This is a genomic window from Rhizomicrobium electricum (assembly GCF_011762045.1).
GTDB classification, from domain to species: domain Bacteria; phylum Pseudomonadota; class Alphaproteobacteria; order Micropepsales; family Micropepsaceae; genus Rhizomicrobium; species Rhizomicrobium electricum.
Genome location: NZ_JAASQS010000001.1, coordinates 603,013 through 623,748 on the forward strand (window position 1 = coordinate 603,013; position 20,736 = coordinate 623,748).

The window sequence follows — 20,736 nt, forward strand, 5'->3', positions numbered from 1 at the left end:
GGCTGTCATGGACAGGGATGATTCTTCGATGCGCAACTTCTCAGAGGACGATCCGGCGGTTCCGGCCATGGATCGTGTGATTGCCAAGGCGCCGTCATGGCGGCGCTATTGGCCCTACGGCGCGGCGGCGGCCGCTGTGCTTCTCGCCGGCATTTGGCTCATGATCGCCGGTGGCGGACGCGTCTATCGCGTTTCCATGGATCAAGTGACGATCGGAACGGTCGCCAGCGGCGCCTTCGAGGATTTTGCCGCCGTGCGCGGCACCGTGGCGCCGTTCATCACCAATTACCTCACCACCGACCAAGGCGGCACGGTCAAGCAGATCCTGGTCGAAGACGGTGCGATCGTGAAGAAAGACCAGCCCCTCATCGTGCTGGCCAATCCGACGCTGCAGCTCGAAGTCGCCGCCCGCGAAGCCGACACGGCGCGCCAGATGAGCGAAGTCGAGAACACCCGGCTGCAGCTTGAGCAGACCCGGCTCGATCACCAGAAATCGCTGTTCGAGATCGACCACGAGGTGGAGTCTTTGACCGCTGACATCGCCCGCGACAAGCGGCTGTTCGAAGCCAAAGCCCTTGCTTCTGCCACCTACGAAAAGGACAAGAGCAAACTCGCTTACGTGCTCAAGGTCCAAAGTGCCATTCAGGTCTCCCACGGCAAGATGGAAGGCATTCGCCGCGAACAGCTGGCGCAATTGAAGACGACTCTGGTGCGTCTCAACACCAATCTGGAAGCGGCGCGGCAAAGCATCGAAGCCCTGACGATCCGCGCGCCGATGGACGGCCAATTGACGGCCCTCGACGCCTTGGCGGGGCAATCGAAGCCGCAAGGCGCCGTCCTCGGGCAGGTGGATTCGCTCGACCGCTTCAAACTGACGGCGCAAGTCGACGAATTCTATCTTGGCCGCGTCCGCACCGGTCAGCAGGCTATTTCCTCGATCAATGGCCGGGACTACAAGGCGACGGTTGCCAAGGTGTACACGCAGGTGAGCAACGGCACGTTCAAGGTGGACCTCGCATTCACCGGCGCCGTGCCGACCGGTGTGCACAACGGACAGGCGGTCGAGATCAAGCTGCAGCTCGGCGGCACCACCAAGGCGCTGCTGCTGCCGTCCGGGCCGTTCTATCAGGATGGCGGCGGGACCTGGGTGTTCCTGCTCGACGGCAAGACCGCCAAGCGCCGCGCCGTGAAACTCGGCCGCCGCAACCCCGAATTCGTCGAAGTGCTCGAAGGTCTCAAACCCGGCGATCGCGTGATCGTCTCGAGTTACTCGGCCTATCAGAACATCGATCGCGTGGAGCTCGAATCCAAATGAACAATGTCAGTGAAGCAAATGCCATGATTTCGCTCAAACACATCAACAAGGTTTACCGGACGTCGGAGATCGAAACCACGGCGCTGCGCGCCATCGACATCGACGTGAAGACGGGAGAATTCGTCGCCATCATGGGGCCGTCGGGCTGCGGCAAGTCCACGCTGCTCAATGTCATCGGCATGCTCGATCAGCCGTCGAGCGGCGAATACTGGTTCGACGGCAAGAACATCTCCGGCTGGCGCGAAGCGCAGGTGTCCGGTCTGCGCAAGGCGGCGATCGGCTTCGTGTTCCAAAGCTTCAATCTCATCAGCGAGCTGACCGTGTTCGAAAACGTCGAACTGGCGCTGCTTTATCACGCCGATATTGCGGCCTCCGAGCGCAAGCGGCGGGTCAAAGAGGTGCTGAAGCGGATGGGCATTGCGCACCGCGCCCAGCATATGCCGCAGCAGCTTTCCGGCGGCCAGCAGCAACGCGTCGCCATCGCCCGCGCCGTTCTCGCGGAGCCCAAGCTGATCCTCGCCGACGAACCCACCGGCAACCTCGATTCCGCCAACGGCGAGGAAGTGATGCAACTTCTCACCGAGCTGAACCAGGACGGCACCACGATCGTGATGGTGACCCACTCCGACGCGCACGCCCAATACGCCCATCGCATCGTGGCGCTGCTCGACGGCGGCGTCGTCAGCGAAAACATCAAGCGCAGCCTGTGAGGACCACGCGATGATCGGCCACTATATTGCCATCGGCGTGCGCAATGCCGCCCGCCACAAGCTGTTCAGCTTCATCAACATCGCCGGGCTGGCGATCGGACTCACCGCGGCCATCCTGATCGGCCTTTACGTCCGCCAGGAACTGTCGTTCGACACTTGGCTTCCGGCCAGCGAACGCATCTACCGCATCAGTCTCAAGACGCACATTCCCGGTCAGCCGGTGCGCGATGCCGGCGCGGCCTCGGCCCCGCTCGGATCCACGCTGGTCGACGAGGTGCCGGGCGTGCAGGAGCAGACGCGAATCCGCACCAAAGGCTTTACCGCGATCCGTGTCGGCGACAACCGCTTTTCCGAGGTGGTCAATACCGTCGACGCCAATTTCTTCACCATGATCCGGCTGCCGTTCGTGGCCGGCGATCCGGCAAAGGCTTTGGCGCAGCCGGACGGTGTCGTGCTGACCCAACGCATGGCGCTGCGCTATTTCGGCACCGAACAGGCGATCGGCCGCACGCTGTTTTTCGACAACGCCACGCCGCGTGTCGTCACCGGCATTTTGCGCGACTTGCCCTACAACACGCAGTTCAACGGCGATGTGTTCGTCCTCTTTCCGCCGTTGCGCCCAGGATTCCAAAGCGGGGCCGCCGGAGACGACAATTCCAATTTGTGGACGACGATGGATGTCTCCTCCTACGTCCGTCTGGCGCCGGGAACCGATCCGGCCACGGTGGCGGCCGCAGTCCCCGGCGTTTTCAAGCGCCATCTGCCGGCGTCGTTCCTTTCCGTCGTTGCCTCGGTCATCCACGGTTCGGCCAGCGATCTGATTTCCGCCGAGCTGGTGCCGCTGCAAGACGTTCATCTGACGAAGTACGCCCACGGCAGCGGCCTCAAACCGGCCGGCAGCCGCGTCCTGGTCTATGGCTTCGCTGCCATTGCGATGCTGCTGCTGGCGATCGCCGGGATCAACTTCACCAATCTGGCGACGGCGCATGCCACCTTGCGCGCCCGCGAAGTGGCGCTGCGCAAAGTCGTCGGCGCCAGCAAACGGCAATTGATGGTGCAGTTCCTGATCGAGGCGGTGTTGATGGCGCTGTTGGCGCTGGTCTTCGCGTTGGCGGCGACCGAAATGCTCCTGCCGGCCTGCGGCGGCTTCCTCGGCCATCCGCTTTCGTTCAATGTCGTCACCGATTGGCCGTTCACCCTCACCGTGCTCGCCGTGACCATCGTCACCGGATTGCTGGGCGGACTTTACCCCGCTCTGGTGTTGTCGGGCTTCCGCCCCGTTGAGGCACTGCATTCGGCCGCCGCCATGCCGCGCGGCACCGGGCTGATGCGCACCGCTCTGGTGGTGTTTCAGTTTGCGATCTCGATCGGCCTGGGGATCGCAGCGTTGGTCATCTTCGCCCAGATCCGCTTTGCCGGTCAGCTCGACGTCGGCTTCGATCGCGACAACATTGTCGCCCTGACCATCGACGGGACGGGGGTGGAGCCGGTGGCGGCGGAAAACATGATGCGGTCCCTCGCCGCTTTGCCCGGCGTTTCCGCAGCCGCGCTGTCGGACATGGTTCCGGCCAGCGGCAACGCACCGATGAATGTCGCCCGTCTGCCGGGTGCCAGCGGGCAAGTGGCGGTCCTCACCTACTCGGTTTCGCCGGAATTCGCCGCCGTCTACGGCGTCCGCCTGAGCGCGGGACGTTTCCTGTCGCGCGATCGCGGGGCCGATCTCCATCACGGCCACAGCCTGGAGAACGGCCGCAACGTCCTGATCGACGAAGCCGCCGCGCTTGCCTTCGGCTACACGCCCGCAAGCGCCATCGGAAAATCCGTCGACCTGATCGGCGGACGGGTGACCATCGTCGGGGTCGTTCGCAACGTGTTGTTCTCCGGCGCCCAGGCGGTGCAGGTCGCGCCGACGGTTTTCTATGATAACCCGGCACTGTCGCGGCATATCTCGGTGCGGGTGAAAGCGGGCATGGTCGCCGAAACCCTTTCCGGCATCGACCGCGTCTGGCAGCGTTTCATTCCCGACAAGCCGCCGGTGCGCTGGTTCGTCGATGACAGCATGAACCGGCTTTATGCCGATGACGAACGGCAAGGCGCCCTGATGGGCTTGTTTGTCGGGGTTGCGATCGTCATCGCCTGCCTCGGACTATTCGGCCTGGCTGCGTTCACGGTGGGGCGCCGCACCAAGGAAATCGGCATCCGCAAGGTGTTCGGCGCCAGCAAATTCGCCATCGTGAAACTCCTCTTGTGGCAGTTCTCGATTCCGGTTCTGGTCGCCAACCTGATCGCCTGGCCGGCGGCATGGTATTACCTGCGCCACTGGCTCGACGGCTTCGCCTATCGCATCGATCTCAATCCGGCGTTCTTCGTGATACCGGGCGCGATCGCCCTCATCATCGCCTGGGCGACGGTGGCCGGACATGCCTTGCGGGTGGCACAGGCCAATCCGGTCGATGCGCTGCGTTACGAATGAAGGGAGGCGGCGCCATGACAACCATCGGTCACACATGGCGCCGCCGCAAGCGAGAGCGGCCCGAGGAAATCCTCACCGCCGCCCGGATCGAATTTCATGCCCATCCAGCCGGCGCGGTGACGATGAAGCAGATTGCCGACCGGGCCGGGGTCGCCAAAGGCACCATCTATTTGTATTACGCCAGCAAAGCGGAATTGATTACGGCCGCCATCGCAAGCGTCCGGAACAATCAAGCTCTCCCCGTCGAACAAATTTCCGTTTGATGCACTCGAACCCGCCTTTGAAACCGGGGAAGTCGGCCGCTTTCACCAACCTCACTTCGCGCCGGCCAATTTGGGCCAGATCAGGCCGTACACCACGATATAAGCGAAGCACACCATCGGCACGAAGAAGCCGACGCGCATCGACATGATATCGGCGATATGCCCCATGACCGGCGGCGCGATCGCGCCACCGACGATCGACATTACGATGATCGACGATCCGAGCTTGGTGTGCGGTCCCAGCCCTTGAATGCCGAGGGCAAAGATCGTCGGGAACATGATCGACATGAAGAAGAACGTCCCGAGCACCGCAGCGAATCCGAGATTGCCTCCCAACATCGCAACGCCGCACAACACGACGTTCACTACCGCATAGAACGTCAGCACGCGATGCGCCTTGGCCCAACTCACGACCGCACTGCCGCACAACCGGCCGAGCATGAAGAGACCGAATCCGAAATAGCCCAGCCAATCCTTGGCGACAATGTCGCTGACGTGCTGGTTCTCCATCACGTAATTGATGAAAAACGCGAAGATTCCCGACTGCGCCGAGACATACATAAACTGCGCCAGCACACCAAAAAGGAAGTGCGGCGTACGCCACAATCCTTTCCTGGCCGCACCGCCGGCCTGCTCGACGGCCTCTTCCGGCTGCAGGTCGGGCACACGCGACACCGCGAAAATGGCGAGCAGCACCGCGACCACGATGGCAATACCGAGATAGGGAACATAGAGACCGGAATTCACGTCGGCGTTCTTGGCGCCTTCGAAAATGAACGCACCGCCGATAACCGGACCGAGAATCCAACCGACGCCGTTGAAGGTCTGCGCGATATTGATCCGAGCCGCGCTCTTTTCGGCGGAACCGAGAACCGTCGTGTAGGGATTGGCGACCGTTTCCAGACAGGTCATGCCGGCGGCGAGAATGAACAAGCCGGCAAGAAACACGGCATAGGTGTGGAACTGCGTCGCCGCGACGAACCACAGTGCGCCGATCACGATCAGCGATAATCCGATGAGGATACCGCCCTTATAGCCGAACCTGCGCGCCAAGAGACCGGCGGGAATGGCCATCAGGAAATAGGCCAGGTAGTTGGCCGACTGGACGAAGCCGGACTGATACTTGGTGATGTGCAGCGTACTCTGGAAGTGCTTATTGAGAACGTCGATCAACCCGTTGCAGAACCCCCAAAGCAGGAACAGCGTGGTGACCAGCGCAAAAGTTGCAAGCATGTTCCTGCCGTCGGACAGACGGAACAGGCCGCTCTTTCCCGGATGCATGTCGCTCATAGTTTCCCCTGTATGATTATTGTTTTTTGTTTTCAGTCTTGCAGCTTAAGCGCGCCGCGTAACGCCCTTCTTCAGGATGATGTTGCCGTATTGTGCCGTCTCGCCGGTCATCAGCACCGCGAAAGCCGACTTTGTCCGGTCATAGAAGGCGAAGCGTTCGATAAACTCGGTCGCCGGCGCACCCGGCGCGTGAGCCTCGATGGCGGCGCGATAGGATTTCAGCAATTCCTCGTCGAGCCGGTCGCCATCCACCGGAGCCATCATGAAGACCGGATGCGGAACATACGAATCCAGCTCGAACAGCGGCAGGATCGCATCGAGCAGCGGGGCTATCCGCAGGCCGTCAGCGCGCAACACGCGGCCATTGACCGATTCGCCTGGAAAATGCGCATCAGCGAGCACGATTTCGTCGCCGTGTCCCATCCGGCACAGCACCGAGAGAAGGTCGGGCGACAAGAGCGGCGAGATTCCTTTCAGCATATCTGGAACTCTTCTTTGGTGTGAGATGCGGAATGCAATGCGGCCCGCCTCTTACCGCCTAAAGGGTATCGGGATAGCTCTGTTGGAGAGACTCCTGGAGCTTCTTGACGGCTTCCGCCTCGCCGGCCCGGCATACCAGTGTCGCGTCGGCCGTGTGAACGACCATCAGATCGCTGCAGCCTATGACGGCCACGAGATGGCTGGGATCATCTGAGGCGACCAGGACGTCGCGGCAATTCAGCAGCGCACTGCGGGCTGCCGACGTGGCGTTGTTCCTGTCGTCGTGCTGACAGACGGCAGCGAATGCATTCCAGGAGCCTATATCGAGCCAATTCAGCGACAAGGGAACCGCAAGCACCTCGGCACGTCCGGCACGCGAGGCCGGCTCCATGACGGCATAGTCGATGCTGATCTTTTCGATCTTCGGATACGTGCTGGCGACGATCTCATCCCGGCGCGGCGTATCGTACAGAGCCGCCATGGCGGTAACCGCCTCATAAATCGCCGGACGATAGGCGCTGAGGCAGTCGAGCAGCGTTGCCGCTTTCCAAACGAACATGCCGCTGTTCCAGAGATAGCGCTCCGGCCCCGCTGCAAAAAACGCTTCCGCAGTCTTCTTGTCCGGCTTCTCGCAAAAGCGCGAAACTACTCTCGCAGAGCCCTCTTCCGCGCCAAGTTCGAGATAACCATACGCGGTAGAGGCCGCATCCGGCGTGACGCCAAACGTCACCAGGGCATGCGCCCGGCTTTCGGCCAGACCGAATCCCGATCGCAAGCTGTCCCGGAACCGTTCTGCCGGCTCGATGACGTGATCCGCCGTGCAGACTGCGAAAACGGCATTGGCATCGCGCTGCCGCAATACGGCTCCGCAATAGCCGATGGCCGCGGCCGTGTCCCGGCCGACCGGCTCGCCGATGAACTGCTGTTCGGGCAAATTCAGAAGCCGGCAGATCTCCTCTTTGAAGATCAGGCTGCCGCAGACGAACAGTCGCTCCGGAGCCACCAGAGGCTTGAGGCGTTCAAACGCGTGTTCCAGAAGAGACCGGCCATGCAACAAGGGCAAAAGCTGCTTCGGCCGGCGTGTCCGGCTCCAAGGCCACAGTCTCGTGCCGGAACCGCCGGCCAGAATTACAACGTAGCGCATGCGGATACCCCCTTCGCATTTGCCGTGTGGCTAGAACCCCCGCAAATCCGTGCTCGACCGGCGCGGCAAACCGGGAGCCGGCGTGCGCTTCAACACCACGTATTCGATGCCGCGCGCGGCGCAGTAACCGCGCTTATCGCCTTTGTCGCCATCCTCGTTGACCACGTAATACTTCGGCTTCAGCCGTTCGATTTCGGCGTCGGCATCGAGCCACCCCGATCCGCTCGATATCAGAGCCTGCTGGACGCACCGGATCGAGCCCACCACATAGCGGCGCTCGTCCTGCGGAAGCAGCGGATGCCCTTCGCCTTTCAGAAGCCGGATATTCGCATCGTTGCCCACGACGACGTACAGATCGCCGAAGCCGGACGCCTCTTCGAAAAAGCGGGCATGTCCGGAATGAAACCAGTCGAAACAGCCCGTGACGATGACTTTGGGGCGGGACGAAGCGGCAGGAGGTACTTCCGGAAATCCCCCGAGATCGCCGTCGGAAATCTGCCGGTAGGCGATACCGCGCGATCGGCAATAGAGCTCGCGTGCCGGGTTTGCAGTTTCGCGATCGATCCAGAGATCCGCGTCCACACCGGCGGGCAATTCATCCGCTACCGCATTGAGATCGACGACGTCGGACACGTATCGTATTGCTTTCAGGAGGTAGTGCCGCTCGGCAAGCGGAAAGCGCGGCGCGCGACCGGTCGCCTGCCACACAGCGTCGTCCGGCCACAGCAACACCGACAGCGAGCCGAATTTCGATGCCTCCTGCAGAAAGCGGATATCCTTCGAGCCTAGATTGTCGAAGCCGCCGGATAGGACGACTCTTTTGCGCGTTGCGTTCATGGCCTGACCCGCACGTTGATGCGGAACGCCCCCGGCACGTTCTCCTCCGAGGCGACGATGATGTAACCGCCGCCGCACCCGGAAAACATCGCACCGGGATAATCCGCTTGATAGGCCTTCAGCAGCGCCACCAGATTCTCGCAGAGCAACGGATGATGCACGACGTGGGGCAGCAACGTTTCCCAGCAGCGCATATTCGTATTGAAAGACTCTCCCAGCCGCTTCAGGTCGCGATTGACGATCGCGTCGTAACAATCCGCGCCGCACTTTCCAAGCCGAGCGACCCAGGCGGGATCCAGGTTTTTCACCCCCAACGGGCTATAGCCCAGCGGCCGGGGCCCTACCGGCACGAATTGCAGCACGTCTTGAAGCCAGCACGCGACTTCGGGCGAATTGCAGGACTCGATATGCGACGGAAAAACGCCGTCCTCGAAGCCATAATCGTAGTCCAGCCGGTTGATCCCCGGATAGACCAGCCCGATCATGTCCTGCGAGCCGCTCGGCTCGGCCTTGCCCTCGTTTTCAGCGGCGTAGAGTTCACGCACCAGGTCTTCCGGCGGCCGCTGCGGCAACGCACCGCCCCAGATACGGGCTGCGATGGTCCGCGTGCTGCTCGCGAGACCCGAGCGATCCATCGGCAAGAATTCCGGTTCGATCTGAACCACAACCATCGAGCCGGGCGCAGCCGGATTGTGACGTGAGACGAACGGCTGGTCGATCCAGCCGCCCGCCAATTGCAGCCGGTTCGGTATCGAACCGATCACTGCTCCGACAGCCCCCACCGTCCCCCGCATCGGCATCAGCCAATTCCCACGCGCTTTCCGGCCTTGCGGCGCTCGTATTGTTCCTTGATCCAAGCGTAGGTCTTGGCGAGACCGACATCCAGCGAGGTGGACGGTTCCCAGTTCAGCACCTCTTTGATGAAGGTGTTGTCGGAGTTGCGCCCCGCGACGCCCTTGGGCGCATCGAGATCGTAATGGCGCGTCAGCGGCGTCTTCAGGTTGGCCGCCTTCTCCACTTTGGTCAGCAATTCGTCGATCGACACCAGTTCGGAGGAGCCGAGATTGACCGGGGTCGCGATCAGGTCGTCGCAATGGGTGATCTTGTCGATGCCCTGGACGCAATCGTCGATGTACATGAAGCTGCGCGTTTGGGTTCCGTCGCCCCAGATGGTGATGTCGGTGGAACCGCCGTCGAGGGATTCGATCACCTTGCGCGACAGCGCGGCCGGCGCCTTTTCACGGCCGCCATCCCAGGTGCCGTGCGGGCCGTAGACGTTATGGAAGCGCGCGATGAACGTCTTCATACCGCGCTCGGCCCAGTACTCCTGGCAGAACAGTTCGCTCATCAACTTTTCCCAGCCGTAGCCGCGCTCCGCGAACGCCGGATACGCGTCCTCTTCCCGGAGCGCGCGAACATTGGGGTCCTGCTGCAGCAGCGTGTTGTAGGCGCAGGCCGACGACGAGAAGAAATAGCGCCGCGCGCCGGCCCGATAGGCGGCCTCGATCATATGCGTGTTGACCAGGATCGACCGCAGGCATTCGACACGGAAGCGCTCGATGAATCCCATACCGCCCATGTCGGCAGCGAGATTGTAGACCTCGACCGCACCTTCGCAGACGCGCCGGCAGTTCTCCTCTACGCTGACATCGAGGCAAAGGTTCTCGACTCCGGGAACATGCTGGTACCATTCATAGAGCGGCTTCTTGTCCACCGCGCGGATGTTCCTGAAACCCTTGTTGTGGAAATAGAGCGCCAGATTGCCGGCAATAAACCCGCCCGCCCCGGTGATAACGATGAGATCGTCCTTTCCGGTGGGCGCGTCGGTCTCCACAACGCGATCGCACGGGTAGGCGACACCATGGCCGCGGAAATTTCCTGATTTGCTCGACATAGCTTTTATTGTCCTCAACTGCCGTTCGAGGCGAACTGTATCATTCCGGTTTTCGCCGTGAAGAAGGCAGATTTTGGCACGGGCATGGATATTTTTGTCTATCTTCCGGCTGCTCAGGGCGGGGCGACGTGCTAGGATCGCCAGGGCCTTGGGGGCCCGCCGAGATGTCCGCACCATCGCCGGACGGATGTCGGAGGTCCGCCGGAGACAGCGCATCCGAACGCAGAGGTTTTGGGGGGATGACATTGGAAACGCATACTCGGCCGGTCGATCCCGATTTCATCTCCCGGCAGGTCAGGGGCGCAAAGCGGTTTTATCTCGATTTGAGCCCATCGCCGCAAAGCCCTCTCGCGGTCGTGTGCGGCGGACTGGAACACTGTGCATCGGACTACAGGATGCAACGCGAGAGCTTTCCTTATTTCGCCATCGAATATGTCATCCAGGGGCGCGGCGAACTTCGTCTGGATAACGCGGTCGGCACACTCAAACCCGGCGTCCTGTTTGCCTACACGCCATCTACGGCGCACAGCATTCGAACCGATCCGCACGCGCCGCTGGTGAAGTATTTTATCGATTTCGCAGGAGCGCGTGCTTCGCGTTTATTGAAAACTTGCGGCCTGGCCGATGAAGCGATCCTGCAGGTATTTCCTCCCGACTCTCTCATGGCGATCTTCGATGAATTCATCGACGGCGGCGCGCGTGCCGGATTGGACGACGGCGAGTTCCATTCGAAGCTGCTGGAGTGCATGGCGCTGAAAATCAGGGCGGTTGCGACGCCGCCGAAAGACGCCGAATCCGTCGCATTCATCGGCTATCTGAAGTGTCGATCGCTGATCGAGCAGGATTTCCTCACGTTGAAATCGCTCGAACAGATCGCCGACACTTGCGGGATGGACGCCGCCTATATTTGCCGCTTGTTCCGCCGCTTCAGCCACCAAAGTCCCTATCAGTATCTTCTGCACCTGAAGATCAACTACGCGGCCGCGGAGCTGCACAGGTCCGATATCCTCGTGAAGGATTTGGCGGCCGAAGTCGGATTCAAGGACTGTTTTCATTTCTCGCGGACGTTCCGCAAGCTGTTGGGATCGTCGCCGGCGAAGTTCCGCAATTTGCGCTGATGCTGGCCGGATTGCCCTTCGGCGGGCGCTGCCCGCGCCGTGGTAATCGTCGCGTTGGGAATGGGTATTGGTCGGAGCTTTGGCCAGAATCCGACACGTCTTTGCGGACGCAGGTCCCAGATACCGATCACAGCACGCCCCGAGACAAGCTCCGAAGCCTGCTTGACAGCTATTTGATCGCTAGAGGACCACTGCCAAACCCAAGAACTAACGTAAGCCCTTGAAAAAGCTTGGCGCTCCCAACCGGACTCGAACCGGTGTTTCAGCCTTGAGAGGGCCGCGTCCTAGACCGCTAGACGATGGGAGCTCAGCGGAGGGGGAGGCTTATACGGGGCTAATCCCGGCGGTTCAAGCCGTCTTCGCCGCCTCCTCCCTCCGCTTCGTGTTCACCTCCCCCGCGGTCAAACGCCGTGCCGTTCGCAGGCCGCGATAGCGCAGGGGAGGAAAGGTCATTTTGCGGGGTATTTGGCGGCCCATTTGTCGTACGCCTTCAGCGTCTTTTGTGGGCTCGTCGCATAGAAGTTGTAGCCGTTGCGGCGCTCCAGCGACAATTCGTTCATGGTGTCGTGCAGCGACTGGTCGCGGTCGCCGAACACGCCCTTGCCGGTGGCGGGGTCGATGAAGCGCGGCCACAGCGGTCCGGCACCCGGCTTGGCCACGAGGCGGCGGCCCTCGGGGTCTTCCTTGCCGGTCATGATGTAGCCCATCACCGCCGTCTTCTTGAGATAAGCCACGCCCGACCGGATCGCCTGCTGCAGCTCCGGCGAGGGGTTCGGCAGGCTCATCAGATAGACCAGGAGCGACGCGCTTTCGTCGGACGCCAGCAGCGGCGGTTCGAAATTGCGGGCCGCGCACGGCTTCAGGGTCAGGGCGTCGTGCTGCTGGCCCCACACCGTGAGCGTGCCATCGGGCGCCTTCACCTGGGTGGCGAGAATGACGGCCAGCGCGCGCTTAGCCGATGCCGCCGCAGCGGCGCGCAGATCGGCGGAGACGAAGCTGTATTCGTTGTCCTTGTTGGCGGCGACGTCGGTCATCACGGTGGCGGCCAGGGTCACCGCGTCGTCATTGTAGGTGATGGCGTCGTGATAGCCGCCTTCGAGCGGCCACACCTGCGGCCAGCCGCCATTGGGAAACTGCGCCGCCAACAGATACTGCACACCCTTCACGAACGCGGCGCGATAGGGCGCATCCTGGCCGTCGGGCAGCGCTTTGATGACCCGCGCAAGGAAGAAAAGCTCGGTGGTGGTGGCGTTGTTGTCGAGCGTGCCGACATAATTCCAGCGCAGATCGCGCGGCGCGTCGAAATCGCCTTTGCCGAGGAAGTTCGAGATATTGTCGGGCACGTAGGCCTGCCCCTTCAGCCGCACCGGACCGCTGCGGTCGAAGTTCTTGCCCCACCCTCCGGCCGGAGTCTGAAACGACACGATGTTGTCGGCGACGCGGCGCGCTTCGGGTCCGGCATACCAAGCCGGGTCCTTGTCGAGCGGCATCGAGGCGTCGTGGCCGTGCTCGGGCGGTGCCGGCGGAATCTGCATCAGGTCTTTGCGTTCGGCGGCAAGCGCGGCCTGATCGGCCGCCCGCTGGACCTGCGAGCGTTGGAGATAGGTGGTCCAGGCCTCCCGTTCGGCGGCGGGCAGCATGGCGATGCGCTCCGCCGTGATGGGTTCGGCATGGACGTTGTGGCCGATTACGGCAGCAGAAGCGGCACAGGCGGCCAGGCCGAAGCCGGCCAGCAGAAGTCTGAGTTTCATGTCACACCCGGATCGTCAGGGGCTGGAACGACGGCGCTTCGAACGCCGCGAATGTCTTAATGACACCGGTAGCAATGATAACCCAGATGAAGCCTTCGGGATAGATGTGTGCGCGGTCGCGGGCGCTGGGCTCGGCCCGGCCGTTGGGGTGGGAATGGTAGCAGCCGACCACCTCCCGCCCGGAACCGCGAAGGGCCCGCTGCAAGGCGAACTGAACGGCCGGATCGATCTCGAACGCTTCCTGCGGAGCCGGCGACACATTTGCCGCAGGGTGGAATGCCGTGACCGTGACAATACCCTCCTCGCGCGTACCTTCCAGTAAGCCGCAGCACTCCGCCGGAAAGGCGTCGCGGGCGGCAGCCAGGAGTTGGGCGCGAAGAGCGGCGGCGAGGATCAGCATGCCCCCTCCGTCTCACCGCTGCGCGGTGATCCACCAGCCCCGCTTACGACCGGCCTGCTGGCGGTGGCGCTGCGCAAGGCGGGGGTAGAAGGCAAGAACATCACTCTTTCGGGGCTTCGCCGTGGATACGGGCAACCACGCTGCCGTCATCGGTGCTGAGCACCCAGACTTCATCGTCGGTAGCGGAGCGCACCCTGAGGATCAGCCGTCCCGGCTGGGTGTCGCTCGACAGGATGCGGAAGCCGGGCGCCAGCGTCATCGAAACCGGCTTTTTGGCCTGCGGCGTTACGGCCGCGGGCGCGCGATGCCCCCAGCCGGCGCTGATGCCGTAGACCATCACCCCCAATACGACGACAATCACCACGGCAAGACCGATGACGGCGGCCAGTCCGAGGCGATAGGTTGCCGTCGATTTCGGATCGACCGGTGATTCAGTGGCAGGTACTTCAGAAAGTTCAGACACGACGTCCTCCACGGGCGTGCGGACGGTTGTCGTGGCAGCCGAAGCGGCAGGCGAACGCCTGGATCGCTTCCTGGCCGGTGCCTGTTCCGACATGAGCCGCTCCCGCCTGCGCCAATTGATCGATGAAGGCCGCGTAACGCTGGAGGGCGTCCGCGACGGGACGGCAAAAATAGGAGACCCCAACCACAGGGTCAAACCGGGCGAGCATTACAAAATCGACGTACCGCCCGCCGCACCTGCCCTGCCGATCGGCCAGGACATCCCCCTGAACGTCGTCTACGAAGACGACGACGTGATCGTGATCGACAAGCCTGCGGGGCTGGTGGTGCATCCGGCCGCCGGCAATCCCGACGGGACTCTGGTCAACGCCCTGATCGCCCATTGCGGTGCGTCGCTGAAAGGGATCGGCGGCGCAGCCCGGCCGGGCATCGTTCACCGCCTCGACAAGGACACATCGGGCCTGCTGATCGCCGTCAAGAACGAGCGCGCCATGCATTCGCTCGCCAAGCAGTTCGCCAATCATACCATCGAGCGCGCCTATCACGCGGTGGTGTGGGGCTGGCCGCGCAATGCCGAAGGCCGCATCGAGACCCAGATCGGCCGCAATCCCTTCGACCGCAAACGGATGGGAGTGATGCGGCAAGGCGGCAAGGACGCCGTGACCCGCTATCGCGTGATCGAACGTTTCGGCGAGGCGACGCGACCGCTTGCCGCGCTGATCGAATGCCGGCTGGAAACCGGCCGCACCCACCAGATCCGCGTGCATCTCACCCATCTGGGACACCCGCTGATCGGCGATCCCACCTACGGCCGGGCGCGAACCGCACCGCGCGCCAAAACGCCGGAACACGAAGCCGCCTACAAGACGCTCGCCGAATTTTCCCGGCAAGCGCTGCACGCGCGTCTGTTGGGGTTCCAGCACCCCTCGCTGCACAAAACGCTTCGTTTCGAGTCCGTTTACCCCGCCGATATGGCAGAGTTGATAGAAGCTCTCCGCAGCCTCTGAATGCGATCAGCGCGAAAGGATCATCCATGACACGGGTCATCACCGGCGACGAAGAACTCATCGATCCGCGGACGCCGGAAGGAGCGCTGGCCGAATTCTACCGCGCCTTCAACAGTCGCGATCTGGCGCTGATGGAACAGAACTGGGGCGGCGACGAAGCCGTGCTCTATCACGAGCTGGGCGGCGTGCGGAACGGATGGACGGAAATCCGGGAACTTTACGAGCAGACCCTGTTGTCCAGCCCGGCCGGCGTGCTGATGACCTTCCACGATTACCGCATCGACCGCTCTGCCGATACGTTCTTCGCCGTCGGCCTGGAACGCGGCCTGCTCCGGACCCAGAAGGACGTGCTGGAATTCCGCATCCGGGCCAGTCGGCTGTTCGGCTGGCGCGGCGGCCGCTGGCGTCAGATTCACCATCACGGCTCGATCGAGGAGCCCGAATTGCTGGCCAATTACCAGACCCTTGTCCTGACGGGACAGACAGCTTCCCTCACTTGAAAAAGCCGAAATCGTCCCTACATGGAGCAGAGACGACGTCTCCGGGACGGCGTTCGTTAATAAATGCGAGGGTGCCGATTACGGCGTTCACTTTATCTGGGCCCTCGAAACGCTTAGTTTTGCCTGCCGGCCGGCTTGGCGGCAGATTTCAGAGAATGGCCGGCTGATATCGGCGGCCAAGGAACGGGGACTATGAGCAGTCGTGCGCTTCCGGCCCTTGCGGGGGAAAGCGGACTTTCGAGATACCTTTCGGAGATCAAGAAGTTTCCGCTTCTGGCTCCGGAAGAGGAGTACATGCTCGCCAAACGCTGGAAAGAGCATCAGGACCCTCGAGCGGCCCACAAACTGGTCACATCGCATCTGCGTCTCGTTGCCAAGATCGCCATGGGCTATCGCGGCTACGGCCTGCCGACCTCGGAAATCATCGCCGAGGGCAATGTCGGCCTGATGCAGGCGGTCAAACGCTTCGAACCCGAACGCGGCTTCCGCCTGGCGACCTATGCCATGTGGTGGATTCGCGCCTCGATCCAGGAATTCATTCTGCGCTCGTGGAGCCTCGTGAAGATCGGCACCACCACCGATCAGAAGAAGCTGTTCTTCAACCTGCGCAAGGCGAAGTCGAAAATCAACGCCATCGAGGAAGGCGATCTTACGCCCGAACACGTGGCGGTTCTGGCTGACCAGCTGGGCGTAGGCGAAGACGAACTCATCTCGATGAACCGCCGTCTGTCGGCGCCGGATTCCTCGCTCAACGCGCCGCTACGCTCCGATGGCGAAAGCGAATGGCAGGACTGGTTGCCGGACGAAACGCTCGACCAGGAAACCCGTATGGCCGAGACCCAGGAAGTCGACGAGCGCAAGGAACTGCTCGCAGCGGCCCTGGGCGAACTGCCCGAACGCGAGCGCGAAATCATCGCCGCCCGTCGTTTGCAGGACGAGCCGGCCACCTTGGAAGAGTTGAGCCACAAATTCGGCATCAGCCGCGAACGCGTGCGCCAAATCGAAGTGCGCGCCTTCGACCGCCTGCAACGCGCCATGAAGTCCGCCCTGCGCGAAAAGCGTGCCGGAATGGCGGAACTGAGGGCGGCGACCCAAGCGGAAGAGCGGCCGGACTGAGCATCACCGGATTCGATAAATCCTGATTCCGGGCGCCGGACGCTCGATCTTGTCCATGATCTGGCGTGGGATGGCATGCGCTACCCCCGCCTCGCGTAACAGGCCACCGATCGCCCGCGGCTTTCCGGTCACCGCGCCAACCTCGTGCCAGTTGCGTTGCGGCTCGTAAGCGCCCTTGCAGCCGCCGGTCGAACGGCAGAGCCAAAGATTGCGCGGGCTGTAGACGTAGAGAGTGCCCGGCTGTGGCTGCCCTGCCCGGACACGGTGCGTTTCGCCGCGATAGCGCAGCAACAGATCGGAGCGGCGGGCCATGTCGGGATCGACGGTGACGCGCGCGCCGGGATGAGCGTCGAGCCATCGCAGCAAGGACATTTCGGCAAACCGCGGTTTGGTGTTCTCGAGATAGAACGAGGCCGCATTGCCCACGAGCAGCAGCATCAGCGCGGCGAACGCGACACCGCGATACCGCGTCCGCGAAAAATGCAGAAACGCGTACGCCACCAGCACGACACTCGCCCAAGCCGGAACGGTGTAGTAACGCGGCACCAGATAGAGGATCGGGAACGCCAGGGAAATGAAGGCGATCCAGATCAGCGCCAGGCGTGCGGCATGGCGCAGTGCATCGCGATCGCGCTGCGGCAGCGCTTTTGCGCGCCAAGCCCAGATCGCAGCGGGTATTGCGAGCCAGAACAGCGCCGCGAATTTCTGACTGGCAAACAGCATCAACAAGGGGTCGGCCCAGACACTGACCGAAAGATTGCCTTGCCGGTCGAGCGCCGCGCCGGTCTTGGCCATGTGCTGGAATTCGCTGAGACGGCTGACGCTGTCATGGCCGGCATCGAGGCGGTAGCGATACAGCATGTCGCCGGTCATCACGCCGAAATAGGTCATCTCGGTGAGGATCGGCGCCGCAAAGCCGAGCGCGACGAACAGGTAATTGCGCCGCGCCGGGCGGCGGTCGAACGCCGCGCTGACCATGAAGAACAGCAACAGAACGGCGCTGGTTTCGCGCGTCAGGAACGACAAGCCGGCGGCAAGCCCGGCCAGAAACAGCATCGTCCGGCTCTCGGCCGTCACGAACAGCCAAAACGCCAGCGAGGCGAAAAACACCTCGACGATATCGTTGTTGATGTAGGTCGCCTGAACCACGAATTCGGGCGTCGCGGCTAACAGAAGAACAATAACGGAAGCGGCGCGCTCGCCAAGCACGCGGCGGGCAAAAAAGAAGTTCACCGCCAGCAAGCCGAAGAAGAAAATCAGGCTTGGCATCGCCAGCGCCAGCACCGAATGCCCGAAGACCGCCAGCGAGGCCGCCACCGGCAGCACCACGGTGTGGCGGGTGGCCCAATGGTTCGCACCAACCGCCGGAAAATGGGCGAGCCATGCCTCGGCTCCCAGCGCGTAGGAACGGTCGTCGGCGCCGTCATAGCCTACGAAATGCAGCGAAATCAGCGCCGCGGCAACGGCGAAGGCGACAAGCAACCAGACGTTCGTACGGTTGCGGCGGATGGGAACCGCAAGAGTCATCGACGATAACCATTTTGGGGCGTCCGAGCACGAGCAGCGGCTCGCGCAAGGCGGTAGTGGATTTCGCTTTGACTACGCTTTAAAAGGCCCCAAGTTCCAAGACGAAATCAGAGACATTTGATGCCTATCGCCACCATCGGCCGCACGTTCCGGTTCGAATCCGCACACTTTCTGCCCAAAGTTCCCGACGGCCATCGCTGCAAGAACCTTCATGGCCACAACTATCGGGTGGAGATCGAGGTCCGCGGCGAGGTCGACGCGCGCGGCTTCGTCAAGGATTTCGGCGAGCTCGATGGCGATATCGCGCCGCTGCTGGCCAAGGTCGACCACAAGCTGCTGAACGAAGTTCCGGGCCTCGAAAATCCCACAGCGGAAATCATCGCCCGTTGGTTCCTCGACCAGATCCCAGACGCCGCCCGCGTCAAGGTTTGGGAGAACGACGACTGCTGGGCGGAAGTCAGCCGGTAGCAAACTCACAGCCTCGTGACACGCCAACAATGCAGGCACGCGCCCGCGGCCCTTGCAGTGCGCTCGCACGCGATTACGCTGTCAGCGACACGAGGAGACCGACATGCACCTCAAGCTCTGGCAGATCGATGCGTTCGCGAACAAGCCGCTGGAAGGCAATCCCGCCGCCGTGGTGCCGCTCGAAACGTGGCTCGAAGCCGAGCTGATGCAGGCCATCGCGCGCGAGAACAATCTGTCGGAGACCGCCTTCTTCGTGAAAACCGGCGACGGCCGTTACGATCTGCGCTGGTTCACGCCGCGGGGCGAAGTCGATCTATGCGGCCACGCCACATTGGGAAGCGCCGCAGTGTTGTTCGAAGAACTCGAACCGGCGCTCAATAGCGTCCGCTTCGCGACACGCTCGGGCGAGTTGGTCGTGACGCGCGGCGCCGACGGCCTCACCATGACGCTTCCCAGCGATCCGCCTGCCCCGTTTGCTGCACCGAGCGGCTATGCCGAAGCCATCGGCGAAGCGCTGGGGACGATCCCGCCACGGGAATTGTTTGCAGCGCGCTATCTGGTGGGCGTGTGGGACGATCCCAAAACGATACGCGACATGAAGGGCTGCGGTGAGATCGCAGCGCTGCTGCGCCAGCAGAATTTCTGGGGCATGGCGGTAACGGCGGCGGGCGACGAGAACTACGACTTCGTTTCGCGCTTCTTCGCACCGGACAAAGGCGTCCCCGAAGACCCGGTGACCGGATCCTCGCACACCATCCTGACGCCGTTCTGGGCTGAGCGCCTCGGCAAGAAGACGATGAAAGCGCGCCAAGTCTCGCCGCGCGGCGGCGACCTCACGGTGACCGACGATGGCGCGCGCACCGTGCTTGCCGGAAAATGCGCGCTCTACATGAAGGGCGAGATTTTTGTTTAGGGCGTACCGAGAATGATGTTCCGCTCGCAGCTTCCGGGCGCCGGCTTGGCACCGGGCTCTTCACCGGTGAGCACGCGCATCCGATAGAAGTGCGGACTATTGCCGTCGGCTGAGAGGTCGGCAAGCTTCACCATGCCGGCCGGGGTGATGAGTGATTGGTTCTGCGCCACATAAATGGCGACGAACTCGGGCCACCAAGCAATATCGCCGGTCTGCGGCGTAGCCACTTCCTCGAACCGCGTCGAGTTTGGGAACTGGCTGGCCGGAATGAGGCTGTACTGAAGACCGGAATTGCAGAAGACGCGCCAGACGTATTCGGAGCCGTCGTTGTGGTTGCGGCTGATGGAGGCGACTTGCGCCTGCGAACCCGCCGGAATGGCGGATGAAGCCGGAACGGCAAGTGCTGCAAAAACCGAAACGGCAAGAAGAAGTCGGCGCATCGTGGTCCCCGTCTACCCAAGCCCGGCCCTGGCGCGGCTGTTAACCGTCTGTCCCAGAATGGGGCTGTCTTTGATCCTTTCCAGGGACGTTGCAAGGCGCTTGCCGGATTCATCCCCAGGAAGACGGCCAAAAATGGCGGGTCCCGGAGACGGGGACTCACGCGATGGCGTCGTCGTCGTTAATCGTCTCACCGAAGGCAGCCAGCCCTTCTTCGAGGTAATCGCCCAGCAGCGGCAAGCCGATCAGATACTGCGCCGTGCGCTTGTTGTGCTCGGTACGGGCGGTTTCCAGCGCCTGATCCCATTCGGAAATGTCGTAGGTGCCACGGCCGAGCCAGGCGAGCGCGACGAGATTGATCTGCTCTTCCTCGTTCAAGGCCCGAATCGCATCCGCCAACTCCTGGCGCGTGAAATCGCCCGGTGCGTCTTCGAGAATGTCGGCATCGCCGTCGTCGGTCGGGTTGGAGCCCGATTCGGAATCGGTCAGCGGCTCCTTGGCGTCGTAAGCCCGTGCCTTGAGAATAATAAAGGCGACCTTGTCGGTGGCAATCGCAAGCACAGGGGCGGCTTCAGGCGCTTCGTCGGGGATGGCCGGCATCGAAAGTTCCTCTTCGTCCGACGGAACAAC

The 20,736-nt window shown here is 62.5% G+C and carries 22 protein-coding genes and 1 tRNA gene; 10 read left to right on the forward strand and 13 right to left on the reverse strand.

Going from position 1 to position 20,736, the window contains the following annotated elements; all coding sequences use genetic code 11:
* The first annotated feature begins 28 nt into the window (after positions 1–28).
* The 4 genes from FHS84_RS02560 to FHS84_RS02575 are packed head-to-tail and all read left to right on the forward strand — an operon-like array spanning position 29 to position 4,761.
* Positions 29–1,315, forward strand: coding sequence for an efflux RND transporter periplasmic adaptor subunit (locus FHS84_RS02560; RefSeq protein ID WP_166929977.1), 1,287 nt, complete (start codon positions 29–31; stop codon positions 1,313–1,315).
* A 23-nt stretch (positions 1,316–1,338) separates the two neighbouring features.
* Entirely contained in the window at positions 1,339–2,025 is a 687-nt protein-coding gene (locus FHS84_RS02565; protein ID WP_166929979.1) for an ABC transporter ATP-binding protein, read from the forward strand.
* 10 nt (positions 2,026–2,035) lie between these two features.
* The gene (locus tag FHS84_RS02570) at positions 2,036–4,498 is read left to right on the forward strand and encodes an ABC transporter permease (RefSeq protein ID WP_166929982.1); all 2,463 of its coding nucleotides are present in this window, start codon (positions 2,036–2,038) and stop codon (positions 4,496–4,498) included.
* 14 nt (positions 4,499–4,512) lie between these two features.
* Positions 4,513–4,761 carry a helix-turn-helix domain-containing protein gene (locus FHS84_RS02575; RefSeq protein WP_166929984.1) on the forward strand — a complete coding sequence of 83 codons (249 nt, stop codon included), beginning with the start codon at positions 4,513–4,515 and terminating at the stop codon, positions 4,759–4,761.
* Between the two features lie 51 nt (positions 4,762–4,812).
* Here the strand turns inward: FHS84_RS02575 and FHS84_RS02580 are convergent, their stop codons facing one another.
* The 6 genes from FHS84_RS02580 to FHS84_RS02605 are packed head-to-tail and all read right to left on the reverse strand — an operon-like array spanning position 4,813 to position 10,406.
* A complete protein-coding gene (locus tag FHS84_RS02580) occupies positions 4,813–6,051 on the reverse strand; it encodes a sugar MFS transporter (protein ID WP_208393663.1) in 1,239 nt (412 codons plus the stop codon).
* 45 nt (positions 6,052–6,096) lie between these two features.
* Entirely contained in the window at positions 6,097–6,531 is a 435-nt protein-coding gene (gene fucU / locus FHS84_RS02585; RefSeq protein WP_166929986.1) for an L-fucose mutarotase, read from the reverse strand.
* A 58-nt stretch (positions 6,532–6,589) separates the two neighbouring features.
* Positions 6,590–7,675: a mannose-1-phosphate guanylyltransferase gene (locus tag FHS84_RS02590; RefSeq protein ID WP_166929988.1), complete on the reverse strand. Its 1,086-nt coding sequence runs from the start codon at positions 7,673–7,675 to the stop codon at positions 6,590–6,592.
* Positions 7,676–7,705: 30 nt separating this feature from the next.
* Complete coding sequence (locus FHS84_RS02595) at positions 7,706–8,512, reverse strand: adenylyltransferase/cytidyltransferase family protein (protein ID WP_166929990.1); 807 nt, start codon at positions 8,510–8,512, stop codon at positions 7,706–7,708.
* Positions 8,509–9,312 (reverse strand): hypothetical protein, encoded by an 804-nt coding sequence (locus FHS84_RS02600; RefSeq protein WP_166929992.1) that lies wholly within the window; start codon positions 9,310–9,312, stop codon positions 8,509–8,511. The genes FHS84_RS02595 and FHS84_RS02600 overlap by 4 nt, the downstream gene beginning before the upstream one ends.
* Entirely contained in the window at positions 9,312–10,406 is a 1,095-nt protein-coding gene (locus FHS84_RS02605; protein WP_166929994.1) for an NAD-dependent epimerase/dehydratase family protein, read from the reverse strand. Before FHS84_RS02605 ends, FHS84_RS02600 begins: the two co-directional genes overlap by 1 nt.
* A 164-nt stretch (positions 10,407–10,570) precedes the next feature.
* On the opposite strand from FHS84_RS02605, the gene FHS84_RS02610 reads away from it, so the two are divergent.
* Entirely contained in the window at positions 10,571–11,524 is a 954-nt protein-coding gene (locus FHS84_RS02610) for an AraC family transcriptional regulator (protein WP_166929996.1), read from the forward strand.
* 231 nt (positions 11,525–11,755) lie between these two features.
* Here the strand turns inward: FHS84_RS02610 and FHS84_RS02615 are convergent.
* The 4 genes from FHS84_RS02615 to FHS84_RS02630 all read right to left on the reverse strand — a co-directional run bounded on the left by FHS84_RS02615 (position 11,756) and on the right by FHS84_RS02630 (position 14,138).
* Positions 11,756–11,831 (reverse strand) — tRNA-Glu (locus FHS84_RS02615).
* Between the two features lie 142 nt (positions 11,832–11,973).
* Entirely contained in the window at positions 11,974–13,275 is a 1,302-nt protein-coding gene (gene pelA, locus FHS84_RS02620) for a pectate lyase (protein ID WP_208393664.1), read from the reverse strand.
* 1 nt (position 13,276) lies between these two features.
* Positions 13,277–13,675: a M67 family metallopeptidase gene (locus FHS84_RS02625; protein WP_166929998.1), complete on the reverse strand. Its 399-nt coding sequence runs from the start codon at positions 13,673–13,675 to the stop codon at positions 13,277–13,279.
* A gap of 100 nt (positions 13,676–13,775) precedes the next feature.
* Positions 13,776–14,138: a hypothetical protein gene (locus tag FHS84_RS02630; RefSeq protein ID WP_166930000.1), complete on the reverse strand. Its 363-nt coding sequence runs from the start codon at positions 14,136–14,138 to the stop codon at positions 13,776–13,778.
* A 31-nt stretch (positions 14,139–14,169) separates the two neighbouring features.
* Here FHS84_RS02630 and FHS84_RS02635 point away from each other — a divergent pair, with 31 nt between their 5' ends.
* The 3 genes from FHS84_RS02635 (at position 14,170) to rpoH (ending at position 16,760) form a co-directional block, all read left to right on the forward strand.
* Positions 14,170–15,144, forward strand: a complete 975-nt coding sequence (locus FHS84_RS02635; RefSeq protein WP_208393665.1) for an RluA family pseudouridine synthase — start codon at positions 14,170–14,172, stop codon at positions 15,142–15,144.
* A gap of 26 nt (positions 15,145–15,170) precedes the next feature.
* Positions 15,171–15,644 (forward strand): YybH family protein, encoded by a 474-nt coding sequence (locus tag FHS84_RS02640; protein WP_166930004.1) that lies wholly within the window; start codon positions 15,171–15,173, stop codon positions 15,642–15,644.
* Positions 15,645–15,836: 192 nt separating this feature from the next.
* A complete protein-coding gene (rpoH, locus tag FHS84_RS02645; protein WP_166930006.1) occupies positions 15,837–16,760 on the forward strand; it encodes an RNA polymerase sigma factor RpoH in 924 nt (307 codons plus the stop codon).
* A gap of 3 nt (positions 16,761–16,763) precedes the next feature.
* Here the strand turns inward: rpoH and FHS84_RS02650 are convergent, their stop codons facing one another.
* Positions 16,764–18,287: a glycosyltransferase family 39 protein gene (locus FHS84_RS02650; protein WP_166930008.1), complete on the reverse strand. Its 1,524-nt coding sequence runs from the start codon at positions 18,285–18,287 to the stop codon at positions 16,764–16,766.
* A 120-nt stretch (positions 18,288–18,407) separates the two neighbouring features.
* On the opposite strand from FHS84_RS02650, the gene queD reads away from it, so the two are divergent.
* The gene (gene queD / locus FHS84_RS02655) at positions 18,408–18,755 is read left to right on the forward strand and encodes a 6-carboxytetrahydropterin synthase QueD (protein WP_166930010.1); all 348 of its coding nucleotides are present in this window, start codon (positions 18,408–18,410) and stop codon (positions 18,753–18,755) included.
* 103 nt (positions 18,756–18,858) lie between these two features.
* Positions 18,859–19,668: a PhzF family phenazine biosynthesis protein gene (locus FHS84_RS02660; protein WP_166930012.1), complete on the forward strand. Its 810-nt coding sequence runs from the start codon at positions 18,859–18,861 to the stop codon at positions 19,666–19,668.
* On the opposite strand, the gene FHS84_RS02665 is transcribed toward FHS84_RS02660, so the two are convergent.
* A complete protein-coding gene (locus FHS84_RS02665) occupies positions 19,665–20,108 on the reverse strand; it encodes a hypothetical protein (RefSeq protein WP_166930014.1) in 444 nt (147 codons plus the stop codon). The genes FHS84_RS02660 and FHS84_RS02665 overlap by 4 nt on opposite strands.
* Before the next feature lie 157 nt (positions 20,109–20,265).
* Positions 20,266–20,706: a DUF3775 domain-containing protein gene (locus FHS84_RS02670; protein ID WP_166930016.1), complete on the reverse strand. Its 441-nt coding sequence runs from the start codon at positions 20,704–20,706 to the stop codon at positions 20,266–20,268.
* Positions 20,707–20,736 lie beyond the last annotated feature (30 nt).

What these genes read in the sequence shown, in the direction of transcription:
- queD (WP_166930010.1), top strand. Translation starts at nt 18,408, where the DNA reads ATGCCTATCGCCACCATCGGCCGCACGTTCCGGTTCGAATCCGCACAC.
- pelA (WP_208393664.1), bottom strand. Translation starts at nt 13,275, where the DNA reads ATGAAACTCAGACTTCTGCTGGCCGGCTTCGGCCTGGCCGCCTGTGCC.
- fucU (WP_166929986.1), bottom strand. Translation starts at nt 6,531, where the DNA reads ATGCTGAAAGGAATCTCGCCGCTCTTGTCGCCCGACCTTCTCTCGGTG.
- FHS84_RS02665 (WP_166930014.1), bottom strand. Translation starts at nt 20,108, where the DNA reads ATGCGCCGACTTCTTCTTGCCGTTTCGGTTTTTGCAGCACTTGCCGTT.
- FHS84_RS02660 (WP_166930012.1), top strand. Translation starts at nt 18,859, where the DNA reads ATGCACCTCAAGCTCTGGCAGATCGATGCGTTCGCGAACAAGCCGCTG.
- FHS84_RS02565 (WP_166929979.1), top strand. Translation starts at nt 1,339, where the DNA reads ATGATTTCGCTCAAACACATCAACAAGGTTTACCGGACGTCGGAGATC.
- FHS84_RS02560 (WP_166929977.1), top strand. Translation starts at nt 29, where the DNA reads ATGCGCAACTTCTCAGAGGACGATCCGGCGGTTCCGGCCATGGATCGT.
- FHS84_RS02625 (WP_166929998.1), bottom strand. Translation starts at nt 13,675, where the DNA reads ATGCTGATCCTCGCCGCCGCTCTTCGCGCCCAACTCCTGGCTGCCGCC.
- FHS84_RS02575 (WP_166929984.1), top strand. Translation starts at nt 4,513, where the DNA reads ATGACAACCATCGGTCACACATGGCGCCGCCGCAAGCGAGAGCGGCCC.
- FHS84_RS02670 (WP_166930016.1), bottom strand. Translation starts at nt 20,706, where the DNA reads ATGCCGGCCATCCCCGACGAAGCGCCTGAAGCCGCCCCTGTGCTTGCG.
- FHS84_RS02640 (WP_166930004.1), top strand. Translation starts at nt 15,171, where the DNA reads ATGACACGGGTCATCACCGGCGACGAAGAACTCATCGATCCGCGGACG.
- FHS84_RS02580 (WP_208393663.1), bottom strand. Translation starts at nt 6,051, where the DNA reads ATGAGCGACATGCATCCGGGAAAGAGCGGCCTGTTCCGTCTGTCCGAC.
- FHS84_RS02605 (WP_166929994.1), bottom strand. Translation starts at nt 10,406, where the DNA reads ATGTCGAGCAAATCAGGAAATTTCCGCGGCCATGGTGTCGCCTACCCG.
- FHS84_RS02595 (WP_166929990.1), bottom strand. Translation starts at nt 8,512, where the DNA reads ATGAACGCAACGCGCAAAAGAGTCGTCCTATCCGGCGGCTTCGACAAT.
- FHS84_RS02610 (WP_166929996.1), top strand. Translation starts at nt 10,571, where the DNA reads ATGTCCGCACCATCGCCGGACGGATGTCGGAGGTCCGCCGGAGACAGC.
- FHS84_RS02650 (WP_166930008.1), bottom strand. Translation starts at nt 18,287, where the DNA reads ATGACTCTTGCGGTTCCCATCCGCCGCAACCGTACGAACGTCTGGTTG.
- FHS84_RS02590 (WP_166929988.1), bottom strand. Translation starts at nt 7,675, where the DNA reads ATGCGCTACGTTGTAATTCTGGCCGGCGGTTCCGGCACGAGACTGTGG.
- FHS84_RS02600 (WP_166929992.1), bottom strand. Translation starts at nt 9,312, where the DNA reads ATGCCGATGCGGGGGACGGTGGGGGCTGTCGGAGCAGTGATCGGTTCG.
- rpoH (WP_166930006.1), top strand. Translation starts at nt 15,837, where the DNA reads ATGAGCAGTCGTGCGCTTCCGGCCCTTGCGGGGGAAAGCGGACTTTCG.
- FHS84_RS02570 (WP_166929982.1), top strand. Translation starts at nt 2,036, where the DNA reads ATGATCGGCCACTATATTGCCATCGGCGTGCGCAATGCCGCCCGCCAC.